The organism is Streptomyces capoamus (assembly GCF_014654935.1).
Lineage (GTDB): Bacteria > Actinomycetota > Actinomycetes > Streptomycetales > Streptomycetaceae > Streptomyces > Streptomyces capoamus.
Map to the genome: position 1 here is coordinate 709,012 of NZ_BNBF01000001.1, position 26,430 is coordinate 735,441.

The following is a 26,430-nucleotide window of genomic DNA, read 5'->3' on the forward strand; positions in this document are numbered from 1 at the left end:
ATGATCGAGGTCATGGGTGAACGTGTGGTGGCCGCGTGCGACGGGGCTTCGAAGGGGAACCCCGGGCCGGCCGGATGGGCGTGGGTGGTCTCGGGCGGCGACGAGCGGACCCCCGCGCGCTGGGCGGCGGGCCCGCTCGGCCGGGCCACCAACAACGTCGCCGAGCTGACGGCGCTGGAGCAGCTGCTCGCCGCCGTCGAGCCGGACGTGCCGCTGGAGATCCGCATGGACTCCCAGTACGCGATGAAGGCCGTCACCACCTGGCTGCCCGGCTGGAAGCGCAACGGCTGGAAGACGGCCGCCGGCAAGCCCGTCGCCAACCAGGACCTGGTGGTCCGCATCGACGAGCTGCTCGGCGGCCGGTCCGTCGAGTTCCGTTACGTGCCCGCCCACCAGGTCGACGGCGACCCGCTGAACGACTTCGCCGACCGCGCCGCCAGCCAGGCGGCCTCCGTGCAGGAGCCGGCCGGCAGCGCGCTCGGCTCGCCGGAGCCCCCGCCGTCGCCCGACACCCCGAAGGCGGCCGGCGCACCGCGCGGGAAGGCACCCCGCCGCACCGGCGGCGCCGCGTCCGCCCGCACCGGCGGGGGGGCGTCCGCCCGCACCGGCGGGGGAGCGTCCGCCCGCACCATCAAGGCCAAGTTCCCCGGCCGCTGCCAGTGCGGCCGGCCCTACGCGGCCGGCGAGAAGATCGCCAAGAACGCGCAGGGCTGGGGCCACCCCGAGTGCCGTACCGCCGACGCCTGAATCAGACGTCGAACGTGTAGAACTTCGTGTGGTCCAGCAGGTCCGCCGGGCGCACGGTGTTCCACGGCTTCATGGTGTCGTTCAGGTCCACCACGTCCGGCGTGCCGCCCGTCGGCACGTAGCCGGCGCCCGGGTGCCGCCGCTGCCACTCCGACCACAGCTTGTCCACGAAGGCGTGGTGCAGCCAGAACACCGGGTCGTTGGGGGAGACGCCGGTGCCCATCTGCCCGCCGACCCACACGTGCACCCGGTTGTGCAGGTTGACCCCGCGCCAGCCCTCCAGGTGGTTGCGGAATCCGTCCGAGGAGCTGTTGTACGGCGCCATGTCGTACGTCGCCATCGACAGCACCGAGTCCACCTCGGCGCGCGTGGGCAGCTCCCGCACGCCGGTGCCGAGCGAGCGGCGCAGGAACGTACGGCCGTCGACCCGCACGTTGATCGGCCAGTTGCCCGCGGAGGCGGCGAACGGGCCGTCCATGACCCGGCCGTCGGTGCTGCGCCCGGTGCCGCCGAGGAAGTCCGGTGCCCACAGCGAGGCGCGCACGGTGCGGTCGGTGCTCCAGTCCCAGTAGGGCAGCGCCACCGAGGAGTCCACGGACTGCAGCGCCTGTTCGAAGTCGAGCAGGAATCTGCGGTGCCAGGGCAGGAAGGACGGGGAGCGGTGGCCGGTCCGCTCGCCGCTGTCGGTGTCCGACATGATGAACTCGTTGTGCGTACGGACGAAGTCGTCGTAGCGCCCGTTGCGCTTGAGTTCGAGGACGGCGGCGACGAACCGCTTCTTCTCGTCGGCGGTGAGGGCGGCCTGGTTCTTGCGTACGGTCATGGTGTGCGGTGCTCCGGAAGTCCTTGCGGGGGCGGTCAGTTGGCGGGGAACGGCAGCAGCGGCGCGCCCTGCAGCTCGTTCACCGCGGCGCGGGCGGCGGCGCGCGGGGTGGGCACCGGGTCGTAGTGGCTGACGACGCTGATCCAGCTGCCGTCGGCGTTCTGCATCACGTGCAGCTGTACGCCGTCGATGAGCACCTCGTAACCGCCGCCGTGTTCGTGGTGGTGTCCGCCGCCGCTCGCCGGACGGCCCTGTATCCGGCGGCCCTTGTAGACCTCGTCGAAGGAGTCGGGGGTGGTGGGCATGTGGTGGCCGGCGGCCGACGCGGCCGGTGCGGCGAGGGTGGCGGCGGCCGTGGCCGTGGCGGCGACGGCGGCCGCCGCGGTGAGCGCGCGGCGCCGGGTGATGTCGGGCATGCGGGTCCTCCTCGGGAGTGGTCCGGTGGTGACCACGCATGCCTATCGGGACGTTCCGGAGCAGAAGAAATCATCCGGAACCGGTTGGCTGTGATCCGGACAATCACCCCCATGTCGTACAGAGTTGAACGAAGATGATCTTGCTGGGGCGGTGGGCCGACCTGCTCCGGAACGGGGAATTCCTTGCCCGGCCGCCTGGGTTTACGAAGATCCTTTCCGGGTTCCACCGGTCCGAGTGGTACTCCTCACCCCGCGAAACTGGCGCGATCGCGGGCCGACGTGCTGCTACTCTCCGGTGCCGTCCGACCGCGTCCGGTGACTGTCAGGGGTGTGCGTGTGAAGGTCGTCTGCGTCGGAGGGGGGCCCGCGGGCCTGTACCTCGCGATCCTGCTCAAGCGGCAGGATGCGTCCCATGACGTCACCGTCCATGAACGCAACCCGGAGGGCTCCACCTACGGCTGGGGGGTGACGTACTGGCGCGGACTGCTCGACAAGCTCCACGAGCACGACCCGGAGTCGGCGCGCGCGGTCGAGGAGCACTCCGTCCGCTGGACCGACGGCGTCGCCCGCGTCGGCGACGTGACCACCCGGCACCGCGGCGACGAGGGCTTCGGGATCGGCCGGCACCGGCTGCTCGGCCTGCTCGCCGCCCGGGCCCGCGCCCTGGACGTCCGCCTGGAGTTCCGAAGCGAGCTGACACGGCCGCCCGCCGGCGCGGACCTCGTCGTCGCCGCCGACGGGGTGCACAGCGCCCTGCGCACCCGCGCGGCCGGCCACTTCGGCACCCGCGTCACGGCCGGCCGCAACCACTACATCTGGCTCGGCACGACCAAGGTCTTCGACGCCTTCACCTTCGCCTTCACCGAGACCGAGCACGGCTGGATCTGGGCCTACGGCTACGGCTACGGCGCCGGCCACAGCACCTGCGTCGTCGAGTGCTCCCCGCAGACCTTCACCGGCCTCGGCCTGGACCGGGCCGACGAGGCCGAGCGAGCCGCCCTGCTGGAGAAGCTCTTCGCCGACGTGCTCGACGGCCACCCGCTCATCGCCCGCCCCGGCGCCGGCTGGCTGACCTTCCGCACCCTCACCAACCGGACCTGGCACCACGGCAACCTGGTCCTGCTCGGCGACGCGGCCCACACCACCCACTACTCCATCGGCGCCGGCACCACCCTCGCCCTGGAGGACGCCATGTGCCTGGCCGGCACGCTGCGCACGCACGCCGGCCTGCCCGAGGCCCTCGCCGCCTACGAGCAGCGGCGCCGGGCCGAGCTGCTGTCCGTGCAGAGCGCCGCCCGCTACAGCGCCCAGTGGTACGAGAACCTGCCCCGCTACATCCGCCTGCCCCCGCACCGGATGTTCGCCCTGCTCGGCCAGCGCCACTCGCCGCTGCTGCCCCACGTCCCGCCGCAGCTCTACTACGGACTGGACAAGGCCGCCGGGCAACTGGAGCCGCTGCGCAGGTTCAAGCGCTGGCTCGGCCCCCGCGCCGCCCGCGCCCTGCACGCCCGTTCCACGGCGCGCCAAGGCTGAAGGTTGTCCCGTGGCGAGGGCTGGGGGCTCAGCCATACTGGCGTTCGTTGCCGCCGAGGTCCGGAACCAGGAAGGGAGCCCGAGTGCCTGAGCTGCGGTGCGAAGCGGTTCGTTGGGTGGATGACGAGCCGTTTCCCGGCATCGTCGAGGTTCAGTTCGTCGACGCCGCGGGCCGACGCCGGTCTTCGATCGACAAGAGTTCGGTCTTCGCGCGGTTCGCCGAGCTGACCCCCGAGTCGGTCTACCCGATCGAGGTCACGGTGGCGTGCGAGGTCCAAGGCGACATCGAGGCGACCTCCGGCGACGGAGTCGTGACTGTCTCCACTTGCCCGGACGGGGTCACGACGCCGGATGGACGGGACACCTTCGCTGTGCACAGGAGCCGGCTCATCCCGTGAGCGCGAGACCGCCAAGCCGGGCGATGCCGAGCACGGCCTGGTGAACGCCGGTGCCCTGATGGCCGCCGGCCGCCGGGTGAACACGCGTTGGTGAATACCCATTCACTCGATAAGGTGAATGGGTATTCACCTCGTCACCGTGCCGCCCGCCCCGCAGGAGCGCCGATGGACCAGCCCGCCCCCATACCCCCGCGGCCCCGGCTGCGCGACCGGCTCACCGTTCCCGTGCTGGCGTCGGGCGGCATCCTCATGGCCGTCATGCAGACCGTGGTCGTCCCGCTCCTGCCCGACCTGCCCCGGCTCACCGGCGCCTCGGCCGCCGCCGTCTCCTGGACGGTCACCGCGACCCTGCTCTCCGGCGCCGTCCTCACCCCCGTGCTCGGCCGGGCCGGTGACATGTACGGCAAGCGCCGGGTGCTCACCGCCGCGCTCGCCCTGATGACCGTCGGCTCCGTGATGTGCGCGCTCTCCTCCGACATCGGCGTGCTCATCGCCGCCCGCGCGCTCCAGGGCGCCGCCGCCTCCGTGGTCCCGCTGTCCATCAGCATCCTGCGCGACGAACTCCCGCCCGAGCGCCGCGGCTCGGCGGTGGCCCTCATGAGTTCCACCGTCGGCATCGGCGCCGCGCTCGGCCTGCCGCTCGCCGCGCTGGTCGTGCAGTACGCCGACTGGCACACCATGTTCTGGCTCACCGGCGCCCTCGGCGCGCTGGGCGTCACGGCGACCTGGTGGGCGGTGCGGGAGTCGCCGGTGCGCGAGCCCGGCCGCTTCGACGTCGCCGGCGCGTTCGGCCTCGCCGCCGGGCTGGTCTGCCTGCTGCTGGGCGTCTCCCAGAGCGGCACCTGGGGCTGGGGCAGCGCCCGGGTCCTCGCCCTGTTCCTCGCCTCCGCCGTCGTGCTCGCCCTGTGGTGCGGGCAGCAGCTGCGCGCCGCCCGGCCGCTGGTCGACCTGCGGCTGGTCACCCGGCCACGGGTGGGCCTGTCCCATGTGGCGGCCCTGCTCACCGGGTTCGCCTTCTACGCCAACTCGCTGGTCACCGCCCAGCTGGTGCAGGCACCGAAGGCCACCGGGTACGGCCTGGGCCTGTCCATCGTCGCCACCGGGCTCTGCCTGCTGCCCGGCGGCGTCACCATGCTGCTGTTCTCCCCGCTGTCGGCCCGCATCTCGGCCGCGCGCGGCCCGCGGATCACGCTCGCGCTGGGCGCCGCCGTGATCGCCTGCGGATACGCGCTGCGCATCGCCGACAGCCGGGACCTGTGGATGATCATCCTGGGGGCGTCCGTGGTGGCGACCGGCACCACGCTCGCCTACTCCGCACTGCCGACCCTGATCCTGCGCGCGGTCCCGGCCGCCCAGACCGCCTCCGCCAACGGCGTCAACGTCCTGATGCGCACCATCGGCCAGGCCGTCTCCAGCGCGGCCGTCGCCGCCGTCCTCGTCCACCACAGCAGTCCCCTCGGCGGTGTTCCCGTGCCCACCCTGCACGGCTACCTGCTCGCCTTCGCGCTGGCGGGCGCCGTCGCCCTCGCGGCCTGCGCGGCGGCCCTGTCCATCCCCGGCGACGGCCCCGACCACGGCACCGGACGGTCCCGGGGCGCCACCCGGGGCACCCGCGACGAGGCGATGGAGGGAGCATGAGAGCCATGACCACGCCACCCGGCCGGGCGTCCGCCCCCGCGCGCAGGGACGCCGAGGCCACCAAGGCCGCCATCCTGAAGGCCGCCCGCCACCTCCTGGCCCGGCACGCGCACGCCGACATCACCCTGAAGGCCGTGGCCGAGCGGGCCGGGGTCAGCCCGCCACTGGTCCTGAAGTACTTCGGCAACAAGGACGCCCTGTTCGCCCGCGTGATGTCCTTCGAGACCGACGCCGACGACCTGCTGGACGCCCCGCTGGAGGACCTGGGCCGGCACATGGTCCGGCACGTGGTGTCCAGCCAGCGCGAGCGGGGCGCCGACCCGCTGCTGCGCATCGCCTTCGCCCCGCTCCACGGCGACCACGGCGAGGTCCTGCGCGCCAACTTCCGCGCCCAGGTGACCGAACGCCTCGCCGCCCGGCTCACCGGTCCCGACGCGGGCCTGCGCGCCGAGCTCGCCGTCGCCGCCCTGGTCGGCCTCGGGGTGATGTACGGCGTCGCCCGCGGCCCGCACCTGCGCGGCACCGACGCCGACGCCCTCGCCGACCGCTACGGACCCGCCGTCCAGGCGCAGCTCACCCCCTTGCGGCGCGTTCCGCGGGGCGCGGCGGGGCCGCACCGGATGACAGACTGACGCCATGGACGAACGCGTGATCGGCAGGTCGGGTCAGTGGGCATCGGTCGTCGGCCTCGGCACATGGCAGCTGGGCGCCGACTGGGGCACCGTGGACGACAAGGAGGCCCTGTCCGTCCTGGAGGCGGCGGCCGAGGCCGGCGTCACCTTCTTCGACACGGCCGACGTGTACGGGGACGGACGCAGCGAGGGGACCATCGCCTCGTTCCTGCGCGGCCGCCCCGACCTGCACGTGCTCGTGGCCACCAAGATGGGCCGCCGGGCCGAGCAGATCCCCGCCCACTACGTGCTGGACAACTTCCGCGCCTGGACCGACCGCTCCCGCCGCAACCTCGGCGTCGACCGGATCGACCTGGTGCAGCTGCACTGCCCGCCCACCCCGGTCTACTCCAGCGACGCGGTGTTCGACGCCCTGGACACCCTGGTCGAGGAGGAGCGCGTCGCCGCGTACGGGGTGAGCGTGGAGACCTGCGCCGAGGCGCTCACCGCGATCGCCCGGCCGAACGTGGCGAGCGTGCAGATCATCCTCAACCCGTTCCGCATGAAGCCCCTGCATGAAGTGTTGCCCGCCGCCCGCGCGGCCGGCGTCGGCATCATCGCGCGCGTGCCGCTCGCCTCCGGGCTGCTGTCCGGCAAGTACACGAAGGACACGGTCTTCGCGGCCGACGACCACCGCACCTTCAACCGGCACGGCGAGGCCTTCGACCAGGGCGAGACCTTCTTTGGCGTGGACTACGCGACCGGTGTCGAGGCCGCCGCCGAGTTCGCCGCGCTGGCCCCGGAGGGGTACACACCGGCCCAGCTGGCGCTGCGCTGGATCATCGAGCAGGACGGTGTGACCACGGTGATCCCCGGCGCCCGCAACCCGGAGCAGGCCCGCGCCAACGCCGCCGCGGCCAAGCTGCCGCCGCTGCCCGAGGAGACGTTCACCGCGATCCGCGAACTGTACGAACGGCGCGTCAAGGACCAGGTCGAGCACCGCTGGTAGCCGCGGACACGCGCACCGTTTGAAGGGACGACCGGACGGTTACACGCAACCGCATGACGCAGGCGGAACGGCGCAGAGGGCGCGACGAGACCGAGGAGGAGCGGGCCGACCGGATGTGGGGTGAACTCATCCAAGAGGTCCGGGTGGCCCAGACGGGGGTGCAGATCCTCTTCGGCTTCCTGCTGACGGTGGTCTTCCAGCCGAAGTACGTACGGCTCACCGACACCGACCAGGCCATCTACATCGTGACCGTCGTCCTGGGCGCCTGCGCGACCGGCGCCCTCATCGGACCGGTCTCCCTGCACCGCCTGGTCTCCGGCCGCCGGGTCAAGCCGCAGGCGGTCCGGCTGGCGTCCCGGCTGACCTTCGTCGGCCTGGTGCTGCTGCTCGCCACGATGACGTCGTCCCTGCTGCTGATCCTCCGGGTGGCCACCCACGACGGCTACGTGCCGTACCTGGTGGCGGCCGTCGTGTCCTGGTACCTGCTGTGCTGGTACGGCCTGCCGCTGTGGGCCCGCCGCCGGCACTCCTCCCGGGCGGACGACTAGGGCCTGTCGGACTGGCCCTGGGACCGGCGGGCCCCGAGGGCCCCCAGCTGCCGGTCGTGCACCCTGCTGAGCAGCACCACCGAGAGCACCGCCCCGATCAGCGCGCAGCACATGTCCCACTGGGTGTCCCACACATCGCCCTGGGTGGCGAGGAACGCGTCCGCGCCGTGGCCGCCGATCTCGGCCGCCAGCCACTCCAGCAGCTCGAAGCAGGCGCTGAAGGCGAGGCAGGCGCACACGGTGAGCGGCGCGAGCCACCGGCTCCCGCGCAGCGGCGAGGTACGGGTGAGCAGTTCCCGCACCAGCACGGCCGGGACGAAGCCCTGCATCAGGTGGCCGAAACGGTCGTACGGATTGCGGTCCAGGCCCAGGGTGTCGCGCACCCAGTCACCCACCGGCACCTGCGCGTAGGTGTAGTGCCCGCCGACCGCCAGGACCAGCGCGTGCGCGGTCAGCAGCCCGCACAGCAGTCCCGTCAGCGGGAAGCGCCGCCACGCGAGCACCACCAGCGGCAGGCCCACCAGCGCCCAGACCGTCTCCAGGAACCAGGTGGTGCGGTCGCGCGCACCCCACGCGGACACGGCCAGGCCCGCCGCCACCACGCCGGCGAAGAGGGCGGGTGGTACGCGGCGCGGCGCGCGGAGCGGGGCGGGGTGCACTGCGGTCACGGCGGGCTCCTTGCCTGAGGACGGCCTCGGGTGTCGTAGGAGCCCCATGGTGCGGCCCGGCGCGGGCCGCGGGCATGAGTACGGCTACTCAGACTCAGCCGTGGAGAGGATCTCCGCCAGCAGCTCGTCCGCCGGGAAGCGTTCCCGTCCCGTCGGCACGACCTGCTGCGTCTCGCGCAGGAACGCGGCGATCGCGGGAGCCCAGGCGAACACCACCGCGTGATGACGGCTGCCGTCCGGCCGGACGTCCCCGAGGAACTCCAGGCGCAGCTCGTGCCAGAGCCCGGTGGCCTCCGGCCGCATCCGCACGTCGCCGACCCCGACCGGCCGGACCAGCCCGTCGGACAGCATCTGCCGGTCCAGCCGCCAGGAGGCCAGCACCCGGCCGTCGTGGGCGAAGACGGCGCTGACGGCGAACGGGTCGTCCGCGTCGTAACTGAGGTGGGCCAGCACCGGGCACCGTCCGGTGCCCTGGGCCAGGAGCTGCACCACCAGGGTCTTGTACACGAACGACTTCACGCGGGGGCCTCCGGCGACAATGGACGTAGGGCCCTCTAGTACCCCCGATGTGCCCGGGATGCTCACCCAAGTGACTGATTCCCCACAACCCCGCCCGCCGCCGCCGGGCACCGGGCCGGACGGCGGTCCGTCAGGCGAACGCCTCCCGCAGCGCCGGCAGCAGGGTCTTCGCCGACCAGTCGAGGAACTCCGGCTGCGAGTCCCCGCCGATCTGCACCAGGGCGATCTCCCCGTACCCGGCCTCCGCGTAGGGCCGTACGGCCTCCACGAAGGCGTCGGGGTCGTCACCGCACGGGATGGCGGAGGCGACGTCGTCCTCGGTGACGAACTGGGTCGCCGCCTCGAAGGAGTCCGGGTGGGGCAGCTCCGCGTTCACCTTCCAGCCCAGCCCGAACCAGCGGAACTGGGAGTGGGCGCGCTTGACGGCGGTGTCCCGGTCGGGGTCGTAGCAGACCGGCAGCTGGCCCACGCGCGGCTTGCCGCTGCCGCCGTGCCGGTCGAAGGCCTCCAGCAGCCCCGCCTTCGGCTCGGTCGCGATCACCAGGTCGGCGAGGTGCCCGGCGAGCTTGCAGGACTGCTCCCCGGAGACGGCGATGCCGATCGGCGGCGCCTGCTCCGGCAGGTCCCACAGCCGGGCCGACTCGACGTCGTAGTGCTGCCCGTGATGGTTGACGTGTCCGCCCTCGAACAGCGCGCGGATGATCTGGACCGCCTCTTCCAGCATCTCGTGGCGCACGTCGGCCGGGGGCCAGCCGCCGCCCACGACGTGTTCGTTGAGGTTCTCGCCGGCACCGAGGCCGAGCCGGAACCTGCCCTCCGACAGCAGCTGCACGGTCGCGGCCTTCTGCGCCACGATCGCCGGGTGGTACCGCAGGATGGGGCAGGTGACGTAGGTCATCAGGGGGATCCGCGAGGTGGCCTGTGCGGCGGCGCCCAGCACGCTCCACGCGTACGAGGCGTGCCCCTGCGAGCGCAGCCACGGGAAGTAGTGGTCGGAGATCACCGAGAAGTCGAACCCGGCCTCCTCGGCGCCCACCACATGGTCCACCAGCTCCCGGGGACCCGTCTGCTCGGTCATCATCGTGTATCCGATTTGCACCATGGGAACCGAGTCCCCGGCACGGCGGCCGGAAAACGGCCCGCGGGCCCGGCTCACGCCTTCGGCGGCCGGAACGTCCCCAGGAAGGTCTTCAGCGCCAGTCGGTCGGCGGTGTCGTCCCAGCGCGCGGCCGGCGCGGTGAACCGCAGGGAGAAGCCCCGGGTGCCGCCCAGCAGGAAGCCCCGCCCGAAGGTGTGCGTCCGCGTGTTCCCGGACCCCGCGAGCCATTCCAGGTCGGCCGCCGGGTGCCCCTGGTAGGTGACGGCCCGTACGGAGCCCACCCGGTGGTAGCCGGGAAGCCGCGCCAGCCCGGGCTCGACGTCGTCCCGCCAGACGGCGACCGGGTCGGGGCCCACCCGCTCGCTGTAGGTCACGGCGAGGGAGGGCGTAGCGCCGCCCCGGCCGAAGGTGACGCGGTAGGCGAGGTCGGACACCCGGGAGGTGGCCAGCCGTCGCCAGCCGTCGGGCAGTGCCACCGAGAAGCCCTCGGGCGCGCTGTAGCGGCGGTAGCCGGCCGGCAGCGCGGAGGACACCGGGGCGCTCGGCGTGGCGGCCGAGGCGGAGGCGGCCGGCGCGGAGGCGGCCGGGGTGCCGCCGTCGGTGTGCCGGCCGGTCGGCGTGGCCGGGGCGCCGGCCCGGGGCGGCGCCGGGGCGGTCGGGCCACCGGGCAGCGCGCCGGTCGCCACCAGCACCGCAGCGGCGACCGCGACCGCGGCCAGGGCGGCGCCGACGGCGAGCACACGCCTGCTCCGCAGCGCCCCCGCCGGCCGTACACCCCGGTAGGCACCGCGCAGCCGGGGCGCGGGGACCGGCTCCCGGTCCGCGTCGGCGTCCTCGCTCACCACCCGGGTCAGCGCCTCCCGGACCACCGGCCGGGTCAGCCGTTCCCGCGCGTCCTTGCGCAGCAGTCCCTGCACGGCCTGGGTGAGCGGACCCGTCCGCAGGGGGGCGCGCAACGGCAGCCGGTCCACCGCCTTCAGCGTGGCGTCGGGCCGGCCGCGGTCCCGGAACGGCGGCCGGCCCTCGACCGCCGTGTACAGCAGCGCGCCCAGTGCCCAGAGGTCGGCGGCCGGACCGATGCGCTCGTCGCGGGCCTGCTCCGGGGAGGCGTACGACGGTGCCGTCAGCCGCGGGACCAGGGTCGCGCCCGCCAGGCCGAACCCGGTGACGACGACGGGGGCGCCGTCGCGCACGAAGACCTGCCCGGGGCTCAGCTCCCCGTGCGTGATGCCCTCGTCGTGCGCGGCCTGCAGCACGTCCAGGAGTTCCAGGCCGAGCCGGGCCGCCCGCACCGGGTGGAGGGAGCCCTCCTCGGCGAGCAGCCCGCTCAGGGGCGTGCCGTCGATCCACTCGGTGACCGTCCACAGGGTGCCGGCCTCCACCACGGCGTCGACGACCGCGGCGACCTGGTCCGGACGCAGCAGCCGCATGGTCTGGGACGTGCGCACGACCCGGGCGGTGACGCGGCGCGCGGTGTCCCCGTCGGCGGGTTCCGGCAGGGCGGTCTGGGCCACCAGGCGCGGCTGCTGCGCGGTCACGTCCTCGGCGTACCACCACAGGCGGTTCGTCTCGCGGGCGAAGACCTCCAGGAGCCGGTACCGGCCGGCGACCAACTCGTGTGCGGAGACGTGCGCCTTGACCATGGTCATCCCTCGCTGAAACCGCTGCGTCCTCTTTGCCAGAGGTACGCGGGGCGCGCGGGGGTGCGTTCAAAGAATCCTCAATTCACGGCGCTTCCCGCCTTCCATTCAAACGTTCGAAGACGGTCCCGGTACCGGGATGGCCGCCGCGGCTCACAGCAGCCCGAAGGAACCGGCCCAGCCGACGAGTTCCCCGGGCGTCGTGTTGCCGCCGCACACCACGAGCCCGATCCGGGCCCCGGCGCCGGCCCGCTCCCGTACCTGCCGGGCCGCCGGCAGCAGACAGCCCGCGGCCGGCTCCGCCCACACCTTGGCGTGCTCGGCGAACTCCAGGCAGCCCCGCACCGACTCCCGGTCCGGGACCACGAGGACCTCCTCGACCAGCGCGGACACATGGTCGTACGTCAGCTGCGACACCGAGGGCGCGCTCAACGTGGTGACCAGGGAGGACAGCGGCACCGGCAGCGGACCGCCGGCCTTCAGCGCGCCGGACATCGCCTCCGCGCCCGCGGTCTCCACGCCCCACACGCGCACCCCGGGCCGCAGGGCGCGCAGGGCCGCCGCCACACCGGCGACGAGGCCGCCGCCCCCGACACTGACCACGACATCGGTCAGCTCCCCGGCGTCCTCGGCCAGTTCGAGGCCCACCGTGCCCTGTCCGGCGATCACCACCGGGTCGTCGAACGGGTGGACCAGCGTCAGGCCCTCGTCCCGCAGCCGGGTCACCAGCTGGAAGGCGCTGTCCATGCCGTCCGTCAGCCGCACCGACGCCCCGGCGGCCTCGGCGAGCGCGAGGGAGCGCGGGGGAGCGGTGCGCGGCATCACCACGGTCGCCTTCACGTCGAGGGCCGCCGCCATGACCGCGAGCGCGATCCCGTGGTTGCCGCCGCTGACCGCGACGACGCCCGCCGCCCGCTCGGCCCCGCTGAGCGACAGCAGCTTGGCGGTGGCCCCGCGGGCCTTGAAGGAGCCGGTGCGCTGGAGCAGTTCGAGCTTGGCGGTGACCGGGACGCCGAGCAGTGCGCTCAGGCCGGGGCTCGGCACCGTCGGCGTCCGGACGACGTGCCCGGCGATGCGCTGTGCGGCGGTCTGGATGTCCGCGAGGTCGATCACGGTTGTCTCACCTTCCGGCGCGGGTCGGAAACCGTGCCGCCCGCACCTTCACCCGCCGGCGCACCGCCGGTCAACGCCGATTCGCCGGACGGCTAGAGCGTGCGGCCCACCAAGAGGTCGAGCAGGGCCGTCAGCTCCTCGGCGGCCCCGGTGGCCAGGGGCGCGGAGGTGAGCAGCTCCCGTGCGGCGGCCGTGTGGGTGCGGGCCGCGGCCAGCGCCGCCGTACGGCCCCCCGCCGCGTCGATCAGCGCGGCTGCCTCCGCGGTGTGCTCGGGGCCCGAGAGCAGTGCGGGCAGCCGCCGGGCCGCCGGGGACCCGAGCGCGGCCAGCACCGGGAACGTCTTCTTGCCCTCCCGCAGATCGCCGCCGACGGGCTTGCCGGTGACGGCCGGGTCGCCCCAGATGCCGAGCACGTCGTCGACCAGCTGGAAGGCGACCCCGAGGTGCCGGCCGGCCCGGTCCAGCGCGGTGACCGTCTCCGGGGGCGCGCCGCCGAGCCCGGCGCCCAGCGCGGCGGCACAGCCCAGCAGGGCGCCGGTCTTGCCCTCGGCCATCTCCTCGTACTCCCGGGCCGTCACCCGGTCCGGGCCGGTCCAGGGCCGGGTGGTGAACAGCAGGTCGTCGGCCTGCCCGCGCACCAGGTCGGCGAGGGCGGCCGAGAGCAGCCGTACCGCGCCCGTTCCCCCGGGCACGGCGGCGAGAGTGTCCACCGCCAGCGCGAACAGCGCGTCCCCGGCCAGCACGGCCGGACCCGTGCCGTAGGCCTGCCAGACGGCAGGACGGCCGCGGCGGGTCGCGTCGCCGTCCATGACGTCGTCGTGCAGCAGCGAGAAGGCGTGCACCAGCTCCACGGCGACCGCCGCCGGGACGCCGGCCCGGCCGTCGGCACCCGCCGCCTCGGCGCCGAGGACCGCGAGCGCCTGCCGTACGCCCTTGCCGCCCGGCGCACCGGCGGGCGCCCCGCCGACCTCGCACCAGCCGAAGGAGTACGCGGCCATCTCGGCGACCCAGGGGTGCAGCCGCCCCACCGCCGCCCGCAGGTGCGGCCGCACCAGCTCGCGGCACCGGACGAGGGCGTGCCGGGCGGACTCCCGCGCCGGCGAGACGGGCGCGGTCACCGTGCGGCCTCCGTTCCGAGACCGAACTCCCGCTGGGCCCGGGCCACCATCTCCCGCGCGTGCCGCAGTCCGCTGCGCTCCAGCGTCCGGGCCAGGTCGGCGAGTTCGGCGGCGGTCTCGGCCCGGTCGCGGCCGAGCCGGGCGAGGGACTTGGCGAGGCCCAGCCGGGACAGTGCCTCGCCGCGCGGTTCGCTCATCGTCCGGAACTCCGTCAGCGCCAGCTCGTACCGCTCCCGGGCCTCGGCGTGACGGCCCGCGCGGTACAGGACGTTGCCCTGCATCTTGTGGTTGTAGGCGAGCGCGCTGGAGAGATTCATCTCCCGGCAGGTCGCCTCCGCCTCGGCCAGCAGTTCCAGCGCCCGCTCGGTGGCGCCGTCGCGCACCGAGAGCACGTCCGCGAGCCCGCGCAGCGCCCAGGCGTGGCCGCGCCGGTCGTCGGCGCGCTCGGCTATCTCCGCGGCTTCCTGGAACAGGGCGTAGGCCCGGTCGTACTCCCCGGTGTTGCGGTGCATCTGCGCGATGCCCTCCAGGGCCCACACCGTGTGCCGGGCCTCGCCCCGCCTGCGGGCCTCGGCCAGCAGCTGCTCGTGCAGTCGGCCGACGGCCGCGTAGTCGCCCTGGATCCGGCCGGTCTCCGCGAGGCCGGCCAGCGAGTAGCCGCGCACCACGACGTCCCCGCCGCGCTCGCCGAGGTCGGCCGCGAGTCCCAGCAGCCGCCAGGCCAGCGGGAACGCCCCGCGCTGCCGGGCCAGCGTGCCCCCGCTCCACAGGGCCCAGGCCATGGCCGCGGTGTCACCGGCCTCACGGGCGGCGCGGTAGCTCGCCTTCCAGGCGCTGTCGGCCTCGTGCACATGGCCGAGCCGCCGGTGTGCCTCGGCGACGGCGAGCCCGCAGCGCGCCGCCTCGCCGGGGCGCCCGGACCGCTCGGCCTCGCGCAGCCGCTCGGTGCCCTCGGCCAGCACGTCGACCAGCGAGGAGTTCACGGACAGGGTGGTCAGGGCGCCCTGGTACTCCGGGGCGGAAGCCTTGCCGTACATGCGTACCCTTCTATACGCGATGTGTATACACGGAGCGTATACACGTCGTGCATAGTGTCTCGGAAGTATGCCCCGGCCCGAGGGGCCGGGGCTCGGTCTGTCGTCCGTCAAGACGCCGGTACGGCGGCGGCGGTTGCCCCTGCGAGGTGGATCACAGTGCGGCGGTCAGTGCTGCTGGGCCTTCTGGGGCGTCACCTCGCTCGGCCGCACCACCACGAACCCCTCGCCCTGGAGCATGAGTTGCACGGCCTCGCCCGAACCGCCGCGCAGCATCGAGCCGATGGACTGCGAGCGGTGCAGCGAGGTCTGCAGGTCCGCCGTCCAGCCCACCACCGCGGCTCCACGGCCGGCCGCACCACGTGCTGACTGGAAAAAAGATCACCCTTCATGCGGGGCATGGTGTCCCGGAAGGCGGCGTTCCGCCAACATCGCGGAGCCTGCCTCAGGCGGGCTGCCACAGCGCCGGCACCGCCGGGGGCTCCCAGCCGGGCTGGGAGGTGTGCGGCTGGAGGCAGACGTAGGCGCGCGCCGCGTACGTGACCCAGTCGCCCGTCCGGTAGGCGGTCCCCGGCGTCCACGTGTTCTCCGGGGACGAGGGGCCGGGCCCCGGGCCGGGATCCTGCGGCACGTCGAGGACGAAGTCGAACGCCGCCTCCCGGCCGCCGCCCCCGTCGCGCACCGTCATCAGCAGGCGGGAGTCGAAGATCGTGTCGGTGTTGTTGCGCGGTTCGTTCGGGAAGTACAGCTGCGTGGTCAGGACGGACCGGTGCGGCGCCTGCACCTTGACGTGGAGGTGACGGGTCCGCCCCGGGTAGAGGCCCGGCACGATCGTGGTCAGCGCGAAGGAGCCGCGGGAGTCGGTGAACTGGTGGCCGCGCAGCCGGAAACCCGTGTTGTCGTACGCGCCGTTGGTGTCGGCCTGCCAGAAGTCCAGCAGGACACCGGACAGGGGGAGACAGGCCCGGCCGAAGACGTAGCCGGTCACGGTGAGCCGGGTACCCGGCAGGCCCGGCTCCAGCAGGCTCGTGCGCTGCGGCGAGTTCGGTTTGAAGTAGGGGCCCTCGATCTGCTCCGGGGTGGGGTGGTCGCCGTCGTCGCACGACGGGGTGAGCCCGGGCGCCGGGCCGCCCGCGGCGAACGTGCGGGCGAGCGCCGGGCCGCCGATCAGGGCGACGGGCACCGCGGCGGTGGCGGCGAGTGCCGCGCGCAGCACCGTCTTGCGGTGGACGAGCCGCCCGGACCGCGGTTCCTCCTGCGCACCGGCACCGGCGCCGTCCCTGCCTGATCCGTCCATGTCTCCTCCTCGTGGGGGGTCGGATGCGCAATGAAACTAAGTGCGCGCGGAGGGGAGTTCGAGGGACTGGTCGTGGCGGCTGTGGTGTTTTCGGAAGTCGCCGGGACTGCTGCCGGTCTCCCGGCGGAAGAACCGGCTGAAGTAGGCGGGGTCGGTGAAACCGGTGCGGGCGGCGACCTGCCGGACCGGCAGCCGGGTGTGGGCGAGCAGTTGCTGGGCCTGGTACACCCGGGCCTCGATCAGCAGCCGTCCCGGCGGACGGCCGGTGGCGGCCCGTACCGCCTGGGCGAGGTAGCCCGGCGTCACGCCGAGCCGGCTCGCGCACTCCCGCACGGACCACCCGGCCGCCTCCGGGCGCGCGATCAGCCGGGTGAACTCCGCGGCCACCGCGGCCGGCCGGCCCAGGGACCGCGGATCGCGGCCGGTCTCCCCGTGCCGCGGCAGCCGGGCGGCCCGGACGACCAGCACGTGGAGCAGCGAGCGCAGGACGCTCTCGTGACCCGGGGCGCGCTGCCGGTACTCCGCGACGAGCTCGGCCATCAACCGCCCCACGGACCGGTCGTGTTCGGCGTCCAGCGCGAACCAGCCCCGCTGTCCGAGCCGCCGCAGCACCTCCCGGTCGGTGGGGTGGTCGACCAGGAAGTCGTCCGTGAACAGCGCCAGGGTCCCCTCCGGGCCCCGCCCGCCCTCCCAGTGGTGCACCTGACCGGGCAGGACCACGGCCAGGTGCGGGGGCCGCACCGGCCAGCGCGCCAGGTCGACGACGTGGGTGCCGGAACCGGCGCTGACGTGGATGATCTCGTAGAAGGTGTGCCGGTGCGGACGGTGCCACCGGGACAGCGGTCCCACCGCCTCGAAGGAGCCCGCGGCGAACGGCGGGTGCCCGGGCCCGGCCACCTCCAGCCGGTGCAGGGGTACGTCCCCGGCCGCGGTCGGCGGACCGGGGGTTCCCGGGGGGACGGTGGTGGCGCGCATGGCTCGTGCTCCTTCCTCCAGGCGTGCCGGACGGGCTCGCCGCTTGCCGCGGACATGGACCAGATACCGTACTTTGGTCTGGACCAACCTCTTGCCCCGTGCCGTCCGGCGCCGCAAGCTCCCCTCATGGAGCTGGAGTTGCGGCATCTCAGGACCCTTCGGACCATCGCGGAGGCAGGCAGTCTGACCAGGGCGGCCACGGTGCTCGGGCTCGCTCAGCCCGCACTGAGCGCACAGCTCAGGCGCATCGAGCGGGCCCTCGGCGGCACCCTCTTCGAACGCGGGCGGCACGGGGTGCGGGCCACCGCGCTCGGTGAACTGGTCCTGGAACGCACCCGGATCGTGCTCCCCGCGGTCAGCGAACTCCAGCAGGAAGCGGCCGAGTTCGCCCGCGGGCGCCGGGACGGCGGGCGGCTGCGGCTCGGCGGCACCCACGGACCGCTGCTCGGCGCGCTGGTGGACCGGCTCGCCGACGCCGTCCCCGACGCCAGCCTGACCACCCGCGCCTCCTGGTCGGAACGGGAACTGGCCGGGCTGCTCGCCGAGGGGCGCCTGGACTTCGCCCTCGCCGGTACCTGCGGCTCGGCGCCGCCGCCCGACGCCACCCACCTGGTCTGGGAGGAGATCGCCGTCGACCCGGTCTTCGTCATGCTCGCCGACACCCATCCGCTCGCCCGGGGGCGGGAGATCGAGCTGGCCGCGCTCGCGGACGAGGCGTGGGCGTGCGTCCCGGGCGACGGCTGCTTCGGCGACTGCTTCACCGCGGCCTGCGCCCGGGCCGGCTTCACCCCCCGCCGCATGTACGAGACGGACACCGCCTCCTGCGTCCACCTGGTGCAGGTCGGCCGGGCCGTCGGCCTGTGCCGGGCCACCTTTCCGTCGACGCCCGGTCTCACCACCCGTCCGCTGGCCGGCACCCCGCTGGTCTGGCGGCACCTGCTGGGCTGGTGTCCGGCCGGTCAGCGGGCGGCCACCGCGGCCGCGGTGCTGGCGCAGAGCCGCAAGGCGCACGAGGACGCGGCGGCGCGCAGCGACGGTTACACCCACTGGCTCGCGCACCGCGACCAGCCGGCGGCCACGCCGCACCACCGCTCCGGGCGCGCGTCGTGAGGCGCCCGGCGGCCGGAGCACGGCGGCGGCGGGCACGACGGCGGGGGCACGACGGCGGGGGCACGACGGTCGCGTCACGGCGGCCGGTGCGCCGCGGCCCGGGCCTGGCGGCGGGTGTTATGGCGTCCCCGCGCTCCGGCCGTGTGATGGCGGCGGTTGTGACGGCGGCCGGGCACGACGGTCGCGTCACGGCGGCCGGTGCGCCGCGGCCCGGGCCTGGCGGTGGGTGTTATGGCGGCGGGTGTGACGGCGGCCGGACGGCGGCCGCGTCACGGCGGCCGGTGCGCGCGGCCGCCATAACACCGGGGCAGGGGGTCGGCTGACGTCTTACGGGCGCCGGCGGGTGCTCCGTACGGTTTCCGGCACTCCACCAAAACCCGAGGAGACCTCCCCATGCTCCAACGACACCTCACAGCCGCGTGCGCAGCCACCGCGGCGGCGGGTGCCCTGCTCGTGGCCGGGCTCAGCGGCTCCGCGAGCGCCCGGCCGTCCGGCTCCCCGGCCGCGCCCACCGCGGCCGAGACGCTCCGCACCGACGCGGCTCCGCCCGCCCTCCTGCGGGCACTGGAACGGGACCTGGGCCTGAACCGGCGGCAGGCCGAGCGCCGCCTGGCCAACGAGGCGGAGGCGGGCGCCACCTCCGGCCGGCTGCGGGCCGCGCTGGGCGCGCACTACGCGGGCGCCTGGGTGCGCGGCGCGGAGTCGGACACCCTGACCGTCGCCACCACGGACCCGGCCGACGTGCCGGCGATCCGGGCCCTGGGCGCCGCCGCGCGCGTGGTGCACCACTCCCTGGCCGCGCTCGACGCGGCCAAGGCACGCCTGGACCGGGCCGCCACCCGGCACGCCGCCACGGACACCCCGGAGTGGTACGTCGACGTGCCGTCCAACGCGCTGGTGGTGCGGGCGGTCCGCCCGGGCGCCGCCCGCCTTCTGCTGGCGGCGGCCCACGTCGACGCCTCCCTCGTCCGCACGGTGAAGTCGGCCGAGCACCCCCGCCCGCTGTACGACCTGCGCGGCGGCGACGCGTACTACATCGACAACAGCAGCCGCTGCTCGATCGGGTTCCCGGTGACCCGCGGCACCCAGCAGGGCTTCGCCACGGCCGGCCACTGCGGCCGGCCCGGCAGCACCACCACCGGCGCCAACCGGGTCGCGCAGGGCACCTTCCAGGCGTCCGTCTTCCCCGGCAACGACATGGCGTGGGTGGCCGCCAACACCAACTGGACGGCGACGCCGTACGTCAACGGCTCCAGCGCGCAGGTCACCGGGTCCACGCAGGCCACCGTGGGCTCCTCCGTGTGCCGTTCCGGCTCGACGACGGGCTGGCACTGCGGCACGGTGCAGCAGCTCAACAGCAGCGTCACCTACCAGGAGGGCACGGTCACCGGGGTCACCCGCACCTCGGTGTGCGCCGAACCGGGCGACTCGGGCGGCTCGTTCCTCTCCGGCAGCCAGGCGCAGGGCGTCACCTCGGGCGGCACGGGCAACTGCACGAGCGGCGGCACGACGTACTTCCAGCCGGTCAACCCGATCCTCCAGTCCTACGGCCTCACGCTGCGGACGACCGCGACCGGCCCCGGCGACCCGGGCGACCCGGGCGGCACCTGGGCGGCCGGCACCGTCTACCAGGCGGGCGCCACGGTGACCTACGGCGGCGCCGCCTACCGCTGTCTGCAGACGCACCAGGCCCAGCCGGGCTGGGAGCCGCCGAACACCCCCGCGCTGTGGCAGCGGCAGTGAGCGGCTGTGCCGGCGACCGCCGGCTGCCCGCACGTTCCGAGCGGAGCGTCCGGGCGGGCCGGCACCGTCCCGCCTAGCCCTTGGCCGCCGCGGGCTTGCCGCAGAACGCCGATTCCAGCGCACCGGCGAGCGTGTCCAGCACCTTGCCGTTGTTCGACGTGTTGGCCATCGCCGTCAGGCTCCGACCGCCGTCCTTCGTGCTGAACGCGTACGTGTAGTAGCCCTGCACCGCCCCGGTGTGCCCGTACACCGACACCCCGCAGCTCAGATCGCGCCGCCGCAAACCGAGCCCGTACGCGGTGGTGCCGTTCACCTTGGTGAACCGCTCCATCTCCGCCAGCCGCGCCGCCGACATCAGCCTGCCCTCCAGCAGCGCGCCGTAGAAGACGTCGAGGTCGTGCGCGCTGGAGATGACCGCCCCCGCGCTCTGTGCCCAGGACACGGTCTGCGCGGTCGCGTCGACCAGCGGAGCCCCCGCCGTGTCGGGTGTCAGGTACCCGCGGGCGTACCGGCCCGGGATCGCGGTGTCCGGGTGGACGTAGAAGGTGTCGGTCAGCTTCAGCGGCCCGATGATGCGGTTCTGGTACGCGGTCCTCACCGGCTGCCCGGTGAGCTTCTCGATGAGGAGCCCGGCGACGACGAAGTTGGTGTTGGAGTACGAGTAGGCGGCGCCGGGGGCGTTGGTGCGCGGTTTCTTCAGGGAGAGGGCGACCAGCTGGCGGTAGGTGAAGACCTTCGTGCGGACCGCCTCGAACCCGGAGACGCTGCTGGCGAACATGTCGTTCGAGTAGTCGTACAATCCGCTTCGGTGGCTCAGCACCTGGCGTACCGTGATCCGGTCGTCCGGCAGCAGGCCCGGCAGATAACGGTTGACCGGCGCGTCCAGCTCGAGCCGGTGCTCGTCGGCGAGCTGGAGCAGGACGACGGTGGAGAAGGTCTTGGTGACGCTGCCGATGCGGAACCGGTCATCGGTGCTGAGGGGCCGCCCGGTGGCGCGGTCGGCGACGCCGCGGGTGAGGCGGTACGTGGTGCCGTGGTCGTCGATCCGGGCCAGCGCCCCCGGCGCGCCCTGGGCGACCGCCGAGCGCAGCACCGCGGCCAGGCCCGCGGTGTCCGGCGCCGGCAGCGCCGCGGCCGCCGCGGTGTCCGGGCCCCCGGTCGCGGCCCGCGCCGGGACCGCGAGCAGTGCCAGCGCGACCGCTCCGAGGACCGCGCCCCGTCCCACCGTTGCAGAGACCATCCCCAACCCACTCCCATCGTCCGGATGCTGATGCGATATCGGTCACATTCCCCCCTGGAACCTAGGGGATGGGTGCGGCGTCTCCACAGCCGACACACAGTTGGTGTTCTCGCGATCACTCCGTGGCGTCCATTCGTAAAGGATTGTCATAGAAGTTCGCGAAATGGATCATTCCGGCTTTACGTGCCCATGACTGATCCGCAAGGGTTGGCCCCCGGGGCCGTACCGGCCCCCGGGGCGCAAATGCGCCACGCCTCAAGGCGGTTGGTCACCCCGGCCGCCTTCGAACGAAGGAACCCTGATCAGATTGCGTAGACCGCACATACGCACCGTGGCGGTCGCCGTCGCGGTGGCGACGGCTGCCACGGGCCTGGCCGGTACGGCCTTCGCCGGTCCCTCCACGGGGGTGGAGCGGTCCGCCGCCTCCGCCACGAACGCCACGCTGGTGGTGGAGGCCGCGCGCACCGCGGCCTTCGCGCACGCGTCGGCGACCGGCGTGTCGAAGGGTGACGCCCTGCACGCGCAGGACGTCCTGATCGACCCCGAGGGCGCCCGGCACGTCCGCTTCGTCCGCACCCACAACGACCTCCCGGTGCTCGGTGGCGACCTCATCGTCCACCTCGACCGCGGGCTCGGCTACACGGGCGTGACCCGCGCCGCCGACCACGCCGTCAAGCCGGCCACCGCCAAGGCCCAGCTGACCGCGGACCAGGCCGCCGCCAAGGCCGCCAAGGCCGCCAAGGGCGACGCGGGCAGCGCCCAGCTCGTGGTCGACGCCCGCGACGGTGCGTCCGCGCTGGCCTACCAGGTCACCGTCACCGACCAGGACAACTCCCGCACGGTCGTCGTCGACGCGGTCACCGGCAAGGTGCGCAGCAACACGCCGACCCGGGACGAGTTCCTGTCGCCGAAGCTGCTCGACGCCCTGCGCGAGCGCGGCGAGAATCTCGACCCGGCCACCGGCGCCGGCTCCGCCTCCGGCGCGTCCGGCCTCGTCGGCTCGGGCGCCACCGGCGCGGCGGCCTACCCGTCGGCCGCCAAGGGCACCGGCAAGACCCTCTTCGTGGGCACCGTCGGTCTGACCACCACCCAGACCTCGCGCGGCCACTACCAGCTCAAGGACCCGAACCGGTACGGCACCGAGACGCGGGACGCCAAGGGTTCGTACACGGAGAAGTTCAGCGCCGGTACGAAGCTCACCAACACCACCAACGTGTGGGGCAACGGCAAGACCACCAGCCGGGTCAGCGCCGCCGCCGACGCCCAGTACGGCATCACGAAGACGCTCGACTTCTACAAGAGCACCTTCAAGCGCAAGGGCATCGCGAACAACAGCAAGCCCGCGCAGGCGATGGTCCACTGGGGCAAGAAGGTCGCCAACGCCTTCTGGGACCCGACCTGCAACTGCATGCTGTACGGCGACGGCGACGGCGACATGTTCAAGAAGCCGCTCGTGGTCCTCGACGTCACCGGTCACGAGCTGACCCACGGCGTGGTGGAGGCGACCGCCAACCTGCAGCCGACCTTCGTCGACTCCGACGGCAACCAGTACGGCGAGCCCGGCTCGCTGAACGAGTCGCTCGCGGACATCTTCGGCTCGAACGTCGAGTTCTACGCCAAGAACACGAAGGACACGCCGGACTACCTGATCGGCGAGAAGCTGGGCCTGTCGCAGAAGTTCCTGCGCCGTCTGGACCACCCCTCGCTCGACAAGCTCGAGGGCACCATCGACTACTGGTCGTCGGACACCTACTACACCGAGGTGCACGCCGGTTCCGGTGTCTCGTCGCACGCCTACTACCTCCTCGCCGAGGGCAGTGGCAAGAAGACGATCAACGGCGTCAACTACAACTCGCCGACGTACCACAACATCGCGGTCAAGGGCATCGGCCGCACCAAGGCGACCGCCATCTACTACCGTGCGCTCACCCGGTACATGGTCTCCACCACCGACTTCCACCAGGCGCGCATCGCGACGCTGAAGGCGGCCAAGGACCTGTACGGCGCGAACAGCACGGAGTACAAGACGGTCGACAAGTCGTGGGCCGCGGTCAACGTGACCGCCGCCAACACGCCGAGCGCCAAGCACTGACGGACGCCACGGCACACCCGCACCACCGGATGCCCCGCCTCGCGCGGGGCATCCGCACGTCCGCGGGCGCCCGGAGCCGGCCGGGTCACCCCGACCCGGCCGGCTCCGGTGCGATCAGACCCCGGCGGTAGGCCACCGCCACCGCCTCCGTACGGCTCGCGGCGCCCAGCTTGGCGAGGATGTTGGACACGTGCACGCTGGCCGTCTTGCCGCTGATGAACAGCTCCTCGCCGATCTGCCGGTTGCTGCGGCCCCGCGCCAGCAGCCGCAGGACGTCCCGCTCGCGCGCGGTCAGCGCGGCCGGGTCACCGGGGGAGGCCGCGGCCCCGAGGCGGGCCCGGCGCACCAGGGCGTCGATGTCCTCCAGCAGCGGCTCCGCGCCCAGCCCGGCCGCCGTCTCCCGGGCCAGTCGCGCCTGCTCCGCCGCCTCCGCCCGCCGCTCCACGGCCAGCAGCGCCCGCGCGTACCGCAGCCGGCACCGCGCCTGCTCGTAGCCGTCGCCGTACCCGAACGCCGCGACCGCCGCCGCCCAGGCCTCCGGGTCCGGCCCGGACGCCACCGTCGCCCACTCCGCCTCGGCACGGGCCAGCCAGGCCTGCCCCTCCGGCCCCTGCGCGCCACCCGTGTCGTCCTGACCGGCCGTGACCCGCGCCAGCTCCACCAGTTCGGCCGCGAGGTCCGTCCAGCCGGCCGGGTCCGCTCCGGCGCCGCCCGCGCGGCGCGACTCCGTGGCCCGGTCGGCGACCGCCGCCAGGCACAGCCCGGCCAGCCGCACCGCCACGCCCGGCCGCTTCGCCGTACCGTCACCGAGGGCCGCGACCGTCGCCCGCAGCCGCGCGACCGCCCCCTCCACGTCGCCGTCCCGTACGGCCGCGTCGGTGAGCACGATCCCGGCGACCAGCGTGCCCATCCAGTCGAACGGCCCCTCCAGCAGCGCCCGGGCCCGGTCCACGGCGTCCTCCTCGCCGCGGGCCAGCGCCACGTACAGGGCCGGACTGACCGCGAAGGCGCCCGCCTTCCCGGGCAGCCCGGGCGCGGCCTCGACCGCCGCGCGCAGGCACTCGTCCCAGCGGCCCAGCGTGTACAGCACGAGCAGCTGGAGGTAGCGGATCTCCAGCGGGTACACCGCGGACAGCAGCCCGGCCCGGCGGGCCCGGTCGAGTCCGTCGGCCAGCACCGGCAGGCACTCCAGGAGGTCACCGGCCTCGAAGGCACCCATCGCCAGGTGGAACAGCGCACGCGTCTCCACCGGCGCGTTCCCGGCGGCACGGGCCAGCTCCCGCGCCCGCCGCAGCCGTTCGCGGCCCTCCGGGGAGCGCCGGCCGCCGCTCCCGGCGACCGCCAGGGAGATCAGCAGATCGGCCTGGGCACCGGTCACGCCCAGCTCCTCGGCGACCCGCAGGGCCTGCCGGCCGATCCGCAGCGCGGTCGTGTCCTCGCCGATCTGGCGGGCCGCCGCGACATGCGTGGCTGCCGCCCACACCCAGGTCCGCGACGGCGGATCGGCGGGGATCATCTCCAGTGCCTCGCTGCTGTAGCGGAAGGCGGCCGCCAGACGGTCCACGGTCAGCAGGTTCCCGGCCAGCGTGTAGCGGACCCGGGCGGCCAGCTCGCCGTCGGTGTCCTGGCCGACCCCGGCCAGCGCCGCCCGCGTCAGCGCGACCGCGCGGTGGAACTCGCCGGCGTGGGCGGCGGCGGCCGAGGCACGCAGGGTCAGCGTGACCCGGTCCAGGCCCTCACCGGCCGGCCGGGCGGGCGCGGGCACCGACGGCCACAGGTCCAGGACCGCCTCCAGGTGCCGCAGTTCCTCGGCGGGGGCGCCCAGCCGCCGGGCGTGGCCGGCGGCCTCCAGGCAGGCGCCCAGCGCCGCGGGCAGGTCGTGGCTCTCCCGGGAGTGGTGGGCGCGCTCCGCCGCGGTCTCCGGGGCCCGGCCGCCGGCCGTGAGCAGCCGGGCGTACGCCCCGTGCAGCCGGGACCGCTCGCCGGGCAGCAGGTCGGCGTAGACCGCCTCGCGGGTCAGGGCGTGCCGGAAGGTGTAGGTGCCGTCGTCGCCGGGGAGCAGGAGCTGACGCCCGACGGCCTCCCGCAGGGCCGCCTCCAGTTCCTCCTCGGGCAGCCCGGCCGCCTCGCGCAGCAGCGCGTGCCGCACCCGCCGCCCGGCCACGGCGGCGGTCCGCAGCACCTGCTGGGCGGTCTCGGACAGCTGCTCGACCCGGATCAGCAGCAGGTCGGCGAGCCCGCTGGGCACCCCGCCCGAGCCGGCGCCCGCCGCGAGCAGTTCCTGCGCGTAGAACGCGTTGCCCTCCGCGCGGGCGACGATGCCGTGCACGACCGCGTCGGGCAGCGGGCGGTCCTCCAGCACCCGCACCAGCCGGGCGACCTCGGGATCCGGCAGCGGCGGCAGTTCCAGCCGTTCCACGGCCGGCAGCCGGACCAGTTCGGCGAGCAGGGGCCGCAGCGGATGACGGCGGTGCAGGTCGTCGGCGCGGTAGGAGGCGAGGATCGCCAGCCGCCGTTCCGGGGCACCGCCCGGCCGGTGCGGCACGCCCCGGCTGAGCAGGAAGCGCAGCAGGTCCCGGGAGGACTGGTCGGCCCAGTGCAGGTCCTCCAGGACGAGCAGCAGCGGGGTCACCCGGGCCAGGTCGGCCAGCAGCCCCGCGACGTCCTCGAAGAGCCGGAGCCGCCCGTCCGGGCCGCCGGCCGCGTCCGGCCCGGCGCCCAGCAGCCGGTCCGCCGCCGGATGCGCGGCCAGCACGGCCGTGAACCGCTCGTCGGCGGCGAGTTCGCCGAGGATCTCGGTGAACGGGAGGTAGGGCAGGCCGACGTCACCGAGGTCCACGCAGTGCCCGGTGACCACGGTCGTCCCGGCGCGCGCCGCCCGTCCGGCCACCTCGTCCAGCAGCCGTGTCTTGCCGACCCCGGCGTCCCCGGCGAGCAGCACCGCTCCCGCGGTGCCGTCCCGGGCGCGCTCCAGCACGCCCGTGAGCCGGGCCAGTTCCTCGTTCCGGCCGATCAGCGGTGCTGTGGTGAAGGCGGTCTGCGACACGGACTCATCCTGC

Annotated in this window: 23 protein-coding genes and 1 pseudogene; 10 read left to right on the plus strand and 14 right to left on the minus strand. The window is 74.3% G+C overall.

The window, feature by feature from the left end; translation table 11 throughout:
- Window positions 1-747 carry a ribonuclease H family protein gene (locus IE312_RS03230; RefSeq protein ID WP_189978080.1) on the plus strand — a complete coding sequence of 249 codons (747 nt, stop codon included), beginning with the start codon at window positions 1-3 and terminating at the stop codon, window positions 745-747.
- Between the two features lies 1 nt (window position 748).
- Here the strand turns inward: IE312_RS03230 and melC2 are convergent, their stop codons facing one another.
- Window positions 749-1,570, minus strand: a complete 822-nt coding sequence (gene melC2 / locus IE312_RS03235; RefSeq protein ID WP_189978082.1) for a tyrosinase MelC2 — start codon at window positions 1,568-1,570, stop codon at window positions 749-751.
- Between the two features lie 35 nt (window positions 1,571-1,605).
- Entirely contained in the window at window positions 1,606-1,986 is a 381-nt protein-coding gene (melC1, locus tag IE312_RS03240; RefSeq protein ID WP_189978084.1) for an apotyrosinase chaperone MelC1, read from the minus strand.
- A 336-nt stretch (window positions 1,987-2,322) separates the two neighbouring features.
- On the opposite strand from melC1, the gene IE312_RS03245 reads away from it, so the two are divergent.
- From IE312_RS03245 to IE312_RS03270, 6 genes are all read left to right on the plus strand, one after another.
- Complete coding sequence (locus IE312_RS03245) at window positions 2,323-3,519, plus strand: FAD-dependent monooxygenase (protein WP_189978252.1); 1,197 nt, start codon at window positions 2,323-2,325, stop codon at window positions 3,517-3,519.
- An 83-nt stretch (window positions 3,520-3,602) separates the two neighbouring features.
- Window positions 3,603-3,917 (plus strand): hypothetical protein, encoded by a 315-nt coding sequence (locus tag IE312_RS03250; RefSeq protein ID WP_189978085.1) that lies wholly within the window; start codon window positions 3,603-3,605, stop codon window positions 3,915-3,917.
- Window positions 3,918-4,082: 165 nt separating this feature from the next.
- Entirely contained in the window at window positions 4,083-5,555 is a 1,473-nt protein-coding gene (locus tag IE312_RS03255; protein ID WP_189978087.1) for an MFS transporter, read from the plus strand.
- A complete protein-coding gene (locus IE312_RS03260) occupies window positions 5,552-6,187 on the plus strand; it encodes a TetR/AcrR family transcriptional regulator (protein ID WP_189978089.1) in 636 nt (211 codons plus the stop codon). Before IE312_RS03255 ends, IE312_RS03260 begins: the two co-directional genes overlap by 4 nt.
- 4 nt (window positions 6,188-6,191) lie before the next feature.
- The gene (locus IE312_RS03265; protein WP_189978091.1) at window positions 6,192-7,175 is read left to right on the plus strand and encodes an aldo/keto reductase; all 984 of its coding nucleotides are present in this window, start codon (window positions 6,192-6,194) and stop codon (window positions 7,173-7,175) included.
- A 53-nt stretch (window positions 7,176-7,228) separates the two neighbouring features.
- Window positions 7,229-7,723, plus strand: a complete 495-nt coding sequence (locus tag IE312_RS03270) for a DUF6328 family protein (RefSeq protein WP_189978093.1) — start codon at window positions 7,229-7,231, stop codon at window positions 7,721-7,723.
- Here IE312_RS03270 and IE312_RS03275 read toward each other — a convergent pair.
- From IE312_RS03275 to IE312_RS03320, 10 genes and pseudogenes are all read right to left on the minus strand, one after another.
- A complete protein-coding gene (locus tag IE312_RS03275) occupies window positions 7,720-8,391 on the minus strand; it encodes a DUF2238 domain-containing protein (RefSeq protein WP_229898941.1) in 672 nt (223 codons plus the stop codon). The genes IE312_RS03270 and IE312_RS03275 overlap by 4 nt on opposite strands.
- An 84-nt stretch (window positions 8,392-8,475) precedes the next feature.
- A complete protein-coding gene (locus IE312_RS03280) occupies window positions 8,476-8,910 on the minus strand; it encodes an SsgA family sporulation/cell division regulator (RefSeq protein WP_189978095.1) in 435 nt (144 codons plus the stop codon).
- A gap of 130 nt (window positions 8,911-9,040) precedes the next feature.
- Window positions 9,041-10,012, minus strand: coding sequence for an LLM class F420-dependent oxidoreductase (locus IE312_RS03285; protein WP_189978097.1), 972 nt, complete (start codon window positions 10,010-10,012; stop codon window positions 9,041-9,043).
- Window positions 10,013-10,062: 50 nt separating this feature from the next.
- Window positions 10,063-11,658, minus strand: coding sequence for a serine/threonine-protein kinase (locus IE312_RS03290; protein WP_189978099.1), 1,596 nt, complete (start codon window positions 11,656-11,658; stop codon window positions 10,063-10,065).
- Between the two features lie 144 nt (window positions 11,659-11,802).
- Complete coding sequence (locus tag IE312_RS03295; RefSeq protein WP_189978101.1) at window positions 11,803-12,762, minus strand: threonine/serine dehydratase family protein; 960 nt, start codon at window positions 12,760-12,762, stop codon at window positions 11,803-11,805.
- 92 nt (window positions 12,763-12,854) lie between these two features.
- Complete coding sequence (locus tag IE312_RS03300) at window positions 12,855-13,880, minus strand: polyprenyl synthetase family protein (RefSeq protein ID WP_189978103.1); 1,026 nt, start codon at window positions 13,878-13,880, stop codon at window positions 12,855-12,857.
- Window positions 13,877-14,917 (minus strand): tetratricopeptide repeat protein, encoded by a 1,041-nt coding sequence (locus IE312_RS03305; RefSeq protein WP_189978105.1) that lies wholly within the window; start codon window positions 14,915-14,917, stop codon window positions 13,877-13,879. The genes IE312_RS03300 and IE312_RS03305 overlap by 4 nt, the downstream gene beginning before the upstream one ends.
- Before the next feature lie 165 nt (window positions 14,918-15,082).
- A pseudogene (locus IE312_RS03310) lies at window positions 15,083-15,253 on the minus strand (AIM24 family protein); the annotation flags it as partial.
- 106 nt (window positions 15,254-15,359) lie between these two features.
- Entirely contained in the window at window positions 15,360-16,211 is an 852-nt protein-coding gene (locus IE312_RS03315; protein ID WP_229898943.1) for a dioxygenase family protein, read from the minus strand.
- A 36-nt stretch (window positions 16,212-16,247) separates the two neighbouring features.
- Complete coding sequence (locus IE312_RS03320; RefSeq protein WP_189978107.1) at window positions 16,248-17,186, minus strand: helix-turn-helix domain-containing protein; 939 nt, start codon at window positions 17,184-17,186, stop codon at window positions 16,248-16,250.
- Between the two features lie 126 nt (window positions 17,187-17,312).
- Here IE312_RS03320 and IE312_RS03325 point away from each other — a divergent pair, with 126 nt between their 5' ends.
- On the plus strand, window positions 17,313-18,296 hold the full coding sequence (locus IE312_RS03325; protein ID WP_189978109.1) for a LysR family transcriptional regulator: 984 nt from the start codon (window positions 17,313-17,315) through the stop codon (window positions 18,294-18,296).
- Window positions 18,297-18,689: 393 nt separating this feature from the next.
- Window positions 18,690-20,039 (plus strand): carbohydrate-binding protein, encoded by a 1,350-nt coding sequence (locus IE312_RS03330; protein ID WP_189978111.1) that lies wholly within the window; start codon window positions 18,690-18,692, stop codon window positions 20,037-20,039.
- Between the two features lie 73 nt (window positions 20,040-20,112).
- On the opposite strand, the gene IE312_RS03335 is transcribed toward IE312_RS03330, so the two are convergent.
- Entirely contained in the window at window positions 20,113-21,279 is a 1,167-nt protein-coding gene (locus IE312_RS03335) for a serine hydrolase domain-containing protein (RefSeq protein ID WP_189978113.1), read from the minus strand.
- A gap of 307 nt (window positions 21,280-21,586) precedes the next feature.
- Between IE312_RS03335 and IE312_RS03340 the strand changes: the two genes are divergently transcribed.
- Window positions 21,587-23,371, plus strand: a complete 1,785-nt coding sequence (locus tag IE312_RS03340; RefSeq protein ID WP_189978115.1) for a M4 family metallopeptidase — start codon at window positions 21,587-21,589, stop codon at window positions 23,369-23,371.
- Window positions 23,372-23,456: 85 nt separating this feature from the next.
- Here the strand turns inward: IE312_RS03340 and IE312_RS03345 are convergent, their stop codons facing one another.
- Window positions 23,457-26,417: a helix-turn-helix transcriptional regulator gene (locus tag IE312_RS03345; RefSeq protein WP_189978117.1), complete on the minus strand. Its 2,961-nt coding sequence runs from the start codon at window positions 26,415-26,417 to the stop codon at window positions 23,457-23,459.
- Between the last annotated feature and the right edge of the window lie 13 nt (window positions 26,418-26,430).

What these genes read in the sequence shown, in the direction of transcription:
- IE312_RS03330 (WP_189978111.1), top strand. Translation starts at nt 18,690, where the DNA reads ATGCTCCAACGACACCTCACAGCCGCGTGCGCAGCCACCGCGGCGGCG.
- IE312_RS03305 (WP_189978105.1), bottom strand. Translation starts at nt 14,917, where the DNA reads ATGTACGGCAAGGCTTCCGCCCCGGAGTACCAGGGCGCCCTGACCACC.
- IE312_RS03325 (WP_189978109.1), top strand. Translation starts at nt 17,313, where the DNA reads ATGGAGCTGGAGTTGCGGCATCTCAGGACCCTTCGGACCATCGCGGAG.
- IE312_RS03260 (WP_189978089.1), top strand. Translation starts at nt 5,552, where the DNA reads ATGAGAGCCATGACCACGCCACCCGGCCGGGCGTCCGCCCCCGCGCGC.
- IE312_RS03270 (WP_189978093.1), top strand. Translation starts at nt 7,229, where the DNA reads ATGACGCAGGCGGAACGGCGCAGAGGGCGCGACGAGACCGAGGAGGAG.
- IE312_RS03290 (WP_189978099.1), bottom strand. Translation starts at nt 11,658, where the DNA reads ATGACCATGGTCAAGGCGCACGTCTCCGCACACGAGTTGGTCGCCGGC.
- IE312_RS03265 (WP_189978091.1), top strand. Translation starts at nt 6,192, where the DNA reads ATGGACGAACGCGTGATCGGCAGGTCGGGTCAGTGGGCATCGGTCGTC.
- IE312_RS03315 (WP_229898943.1), bottom strand. Translation starts at nt 16,211, where the DNA reads ATGGACGGATCAGGCAGGGACGGCGCCGGTGCCGGTGCGCAGGAGGAA.
- IE312_RS03335 (WP_189978113.1), bottom strand. Translation starts at nt 21,279, where the DNA reads ATGGTCTCTGCAACGGTGGGACGGGGCGCGGTCCTCGGAGCGGTCGCG.
- melC2 (WP_189978082.1), bottom strand. Translation starts at nt 1,570, where the DNA reads ATGACCGTACGCAAGAACCAGGCCGCCCTCACCGCCGACGAGAAGAAG.
- IE312_RS03230 (WP_189978080.1), top strand. Translation starts at nt 1, where the DNA reads ATGATCGAGGTCATGGGTGAACGTGTGGTGGCCGCGTGCGACGGGGCT.
- IE312_RS03320 (WP_189978107.1), bottom strand. Translation starts at nt 17,186, where the DNA reads ATGCGCGCCACCACCGTCCCCCCGGGAACCCCCGGTCCGCCGACCGCG.
- IE312_RS03255 (WP_189978087.1), top strand. Translation starts at nt 4,083, where the DNA reads ATGGACCAGCCCGCCCCCATACCCCCGCGGCCCCGGCTGCGCGACCGG.
- melC1 (WP_189978084.1), bottom strand. Translation starts at nt 1,986, where the DNA reads ATGCCCGACATCACCCGGCGCCGCGCGCTCACCGCGGCGGCCGCCGTC.
- IE312_RS03285 (WP_189978097.1), bottom strand. Translation starts at nt 10,012, where the DNA reads ATGGTGCAAATCGGATACACGATGATGACCGAGCAGACGGGTCCCCGG.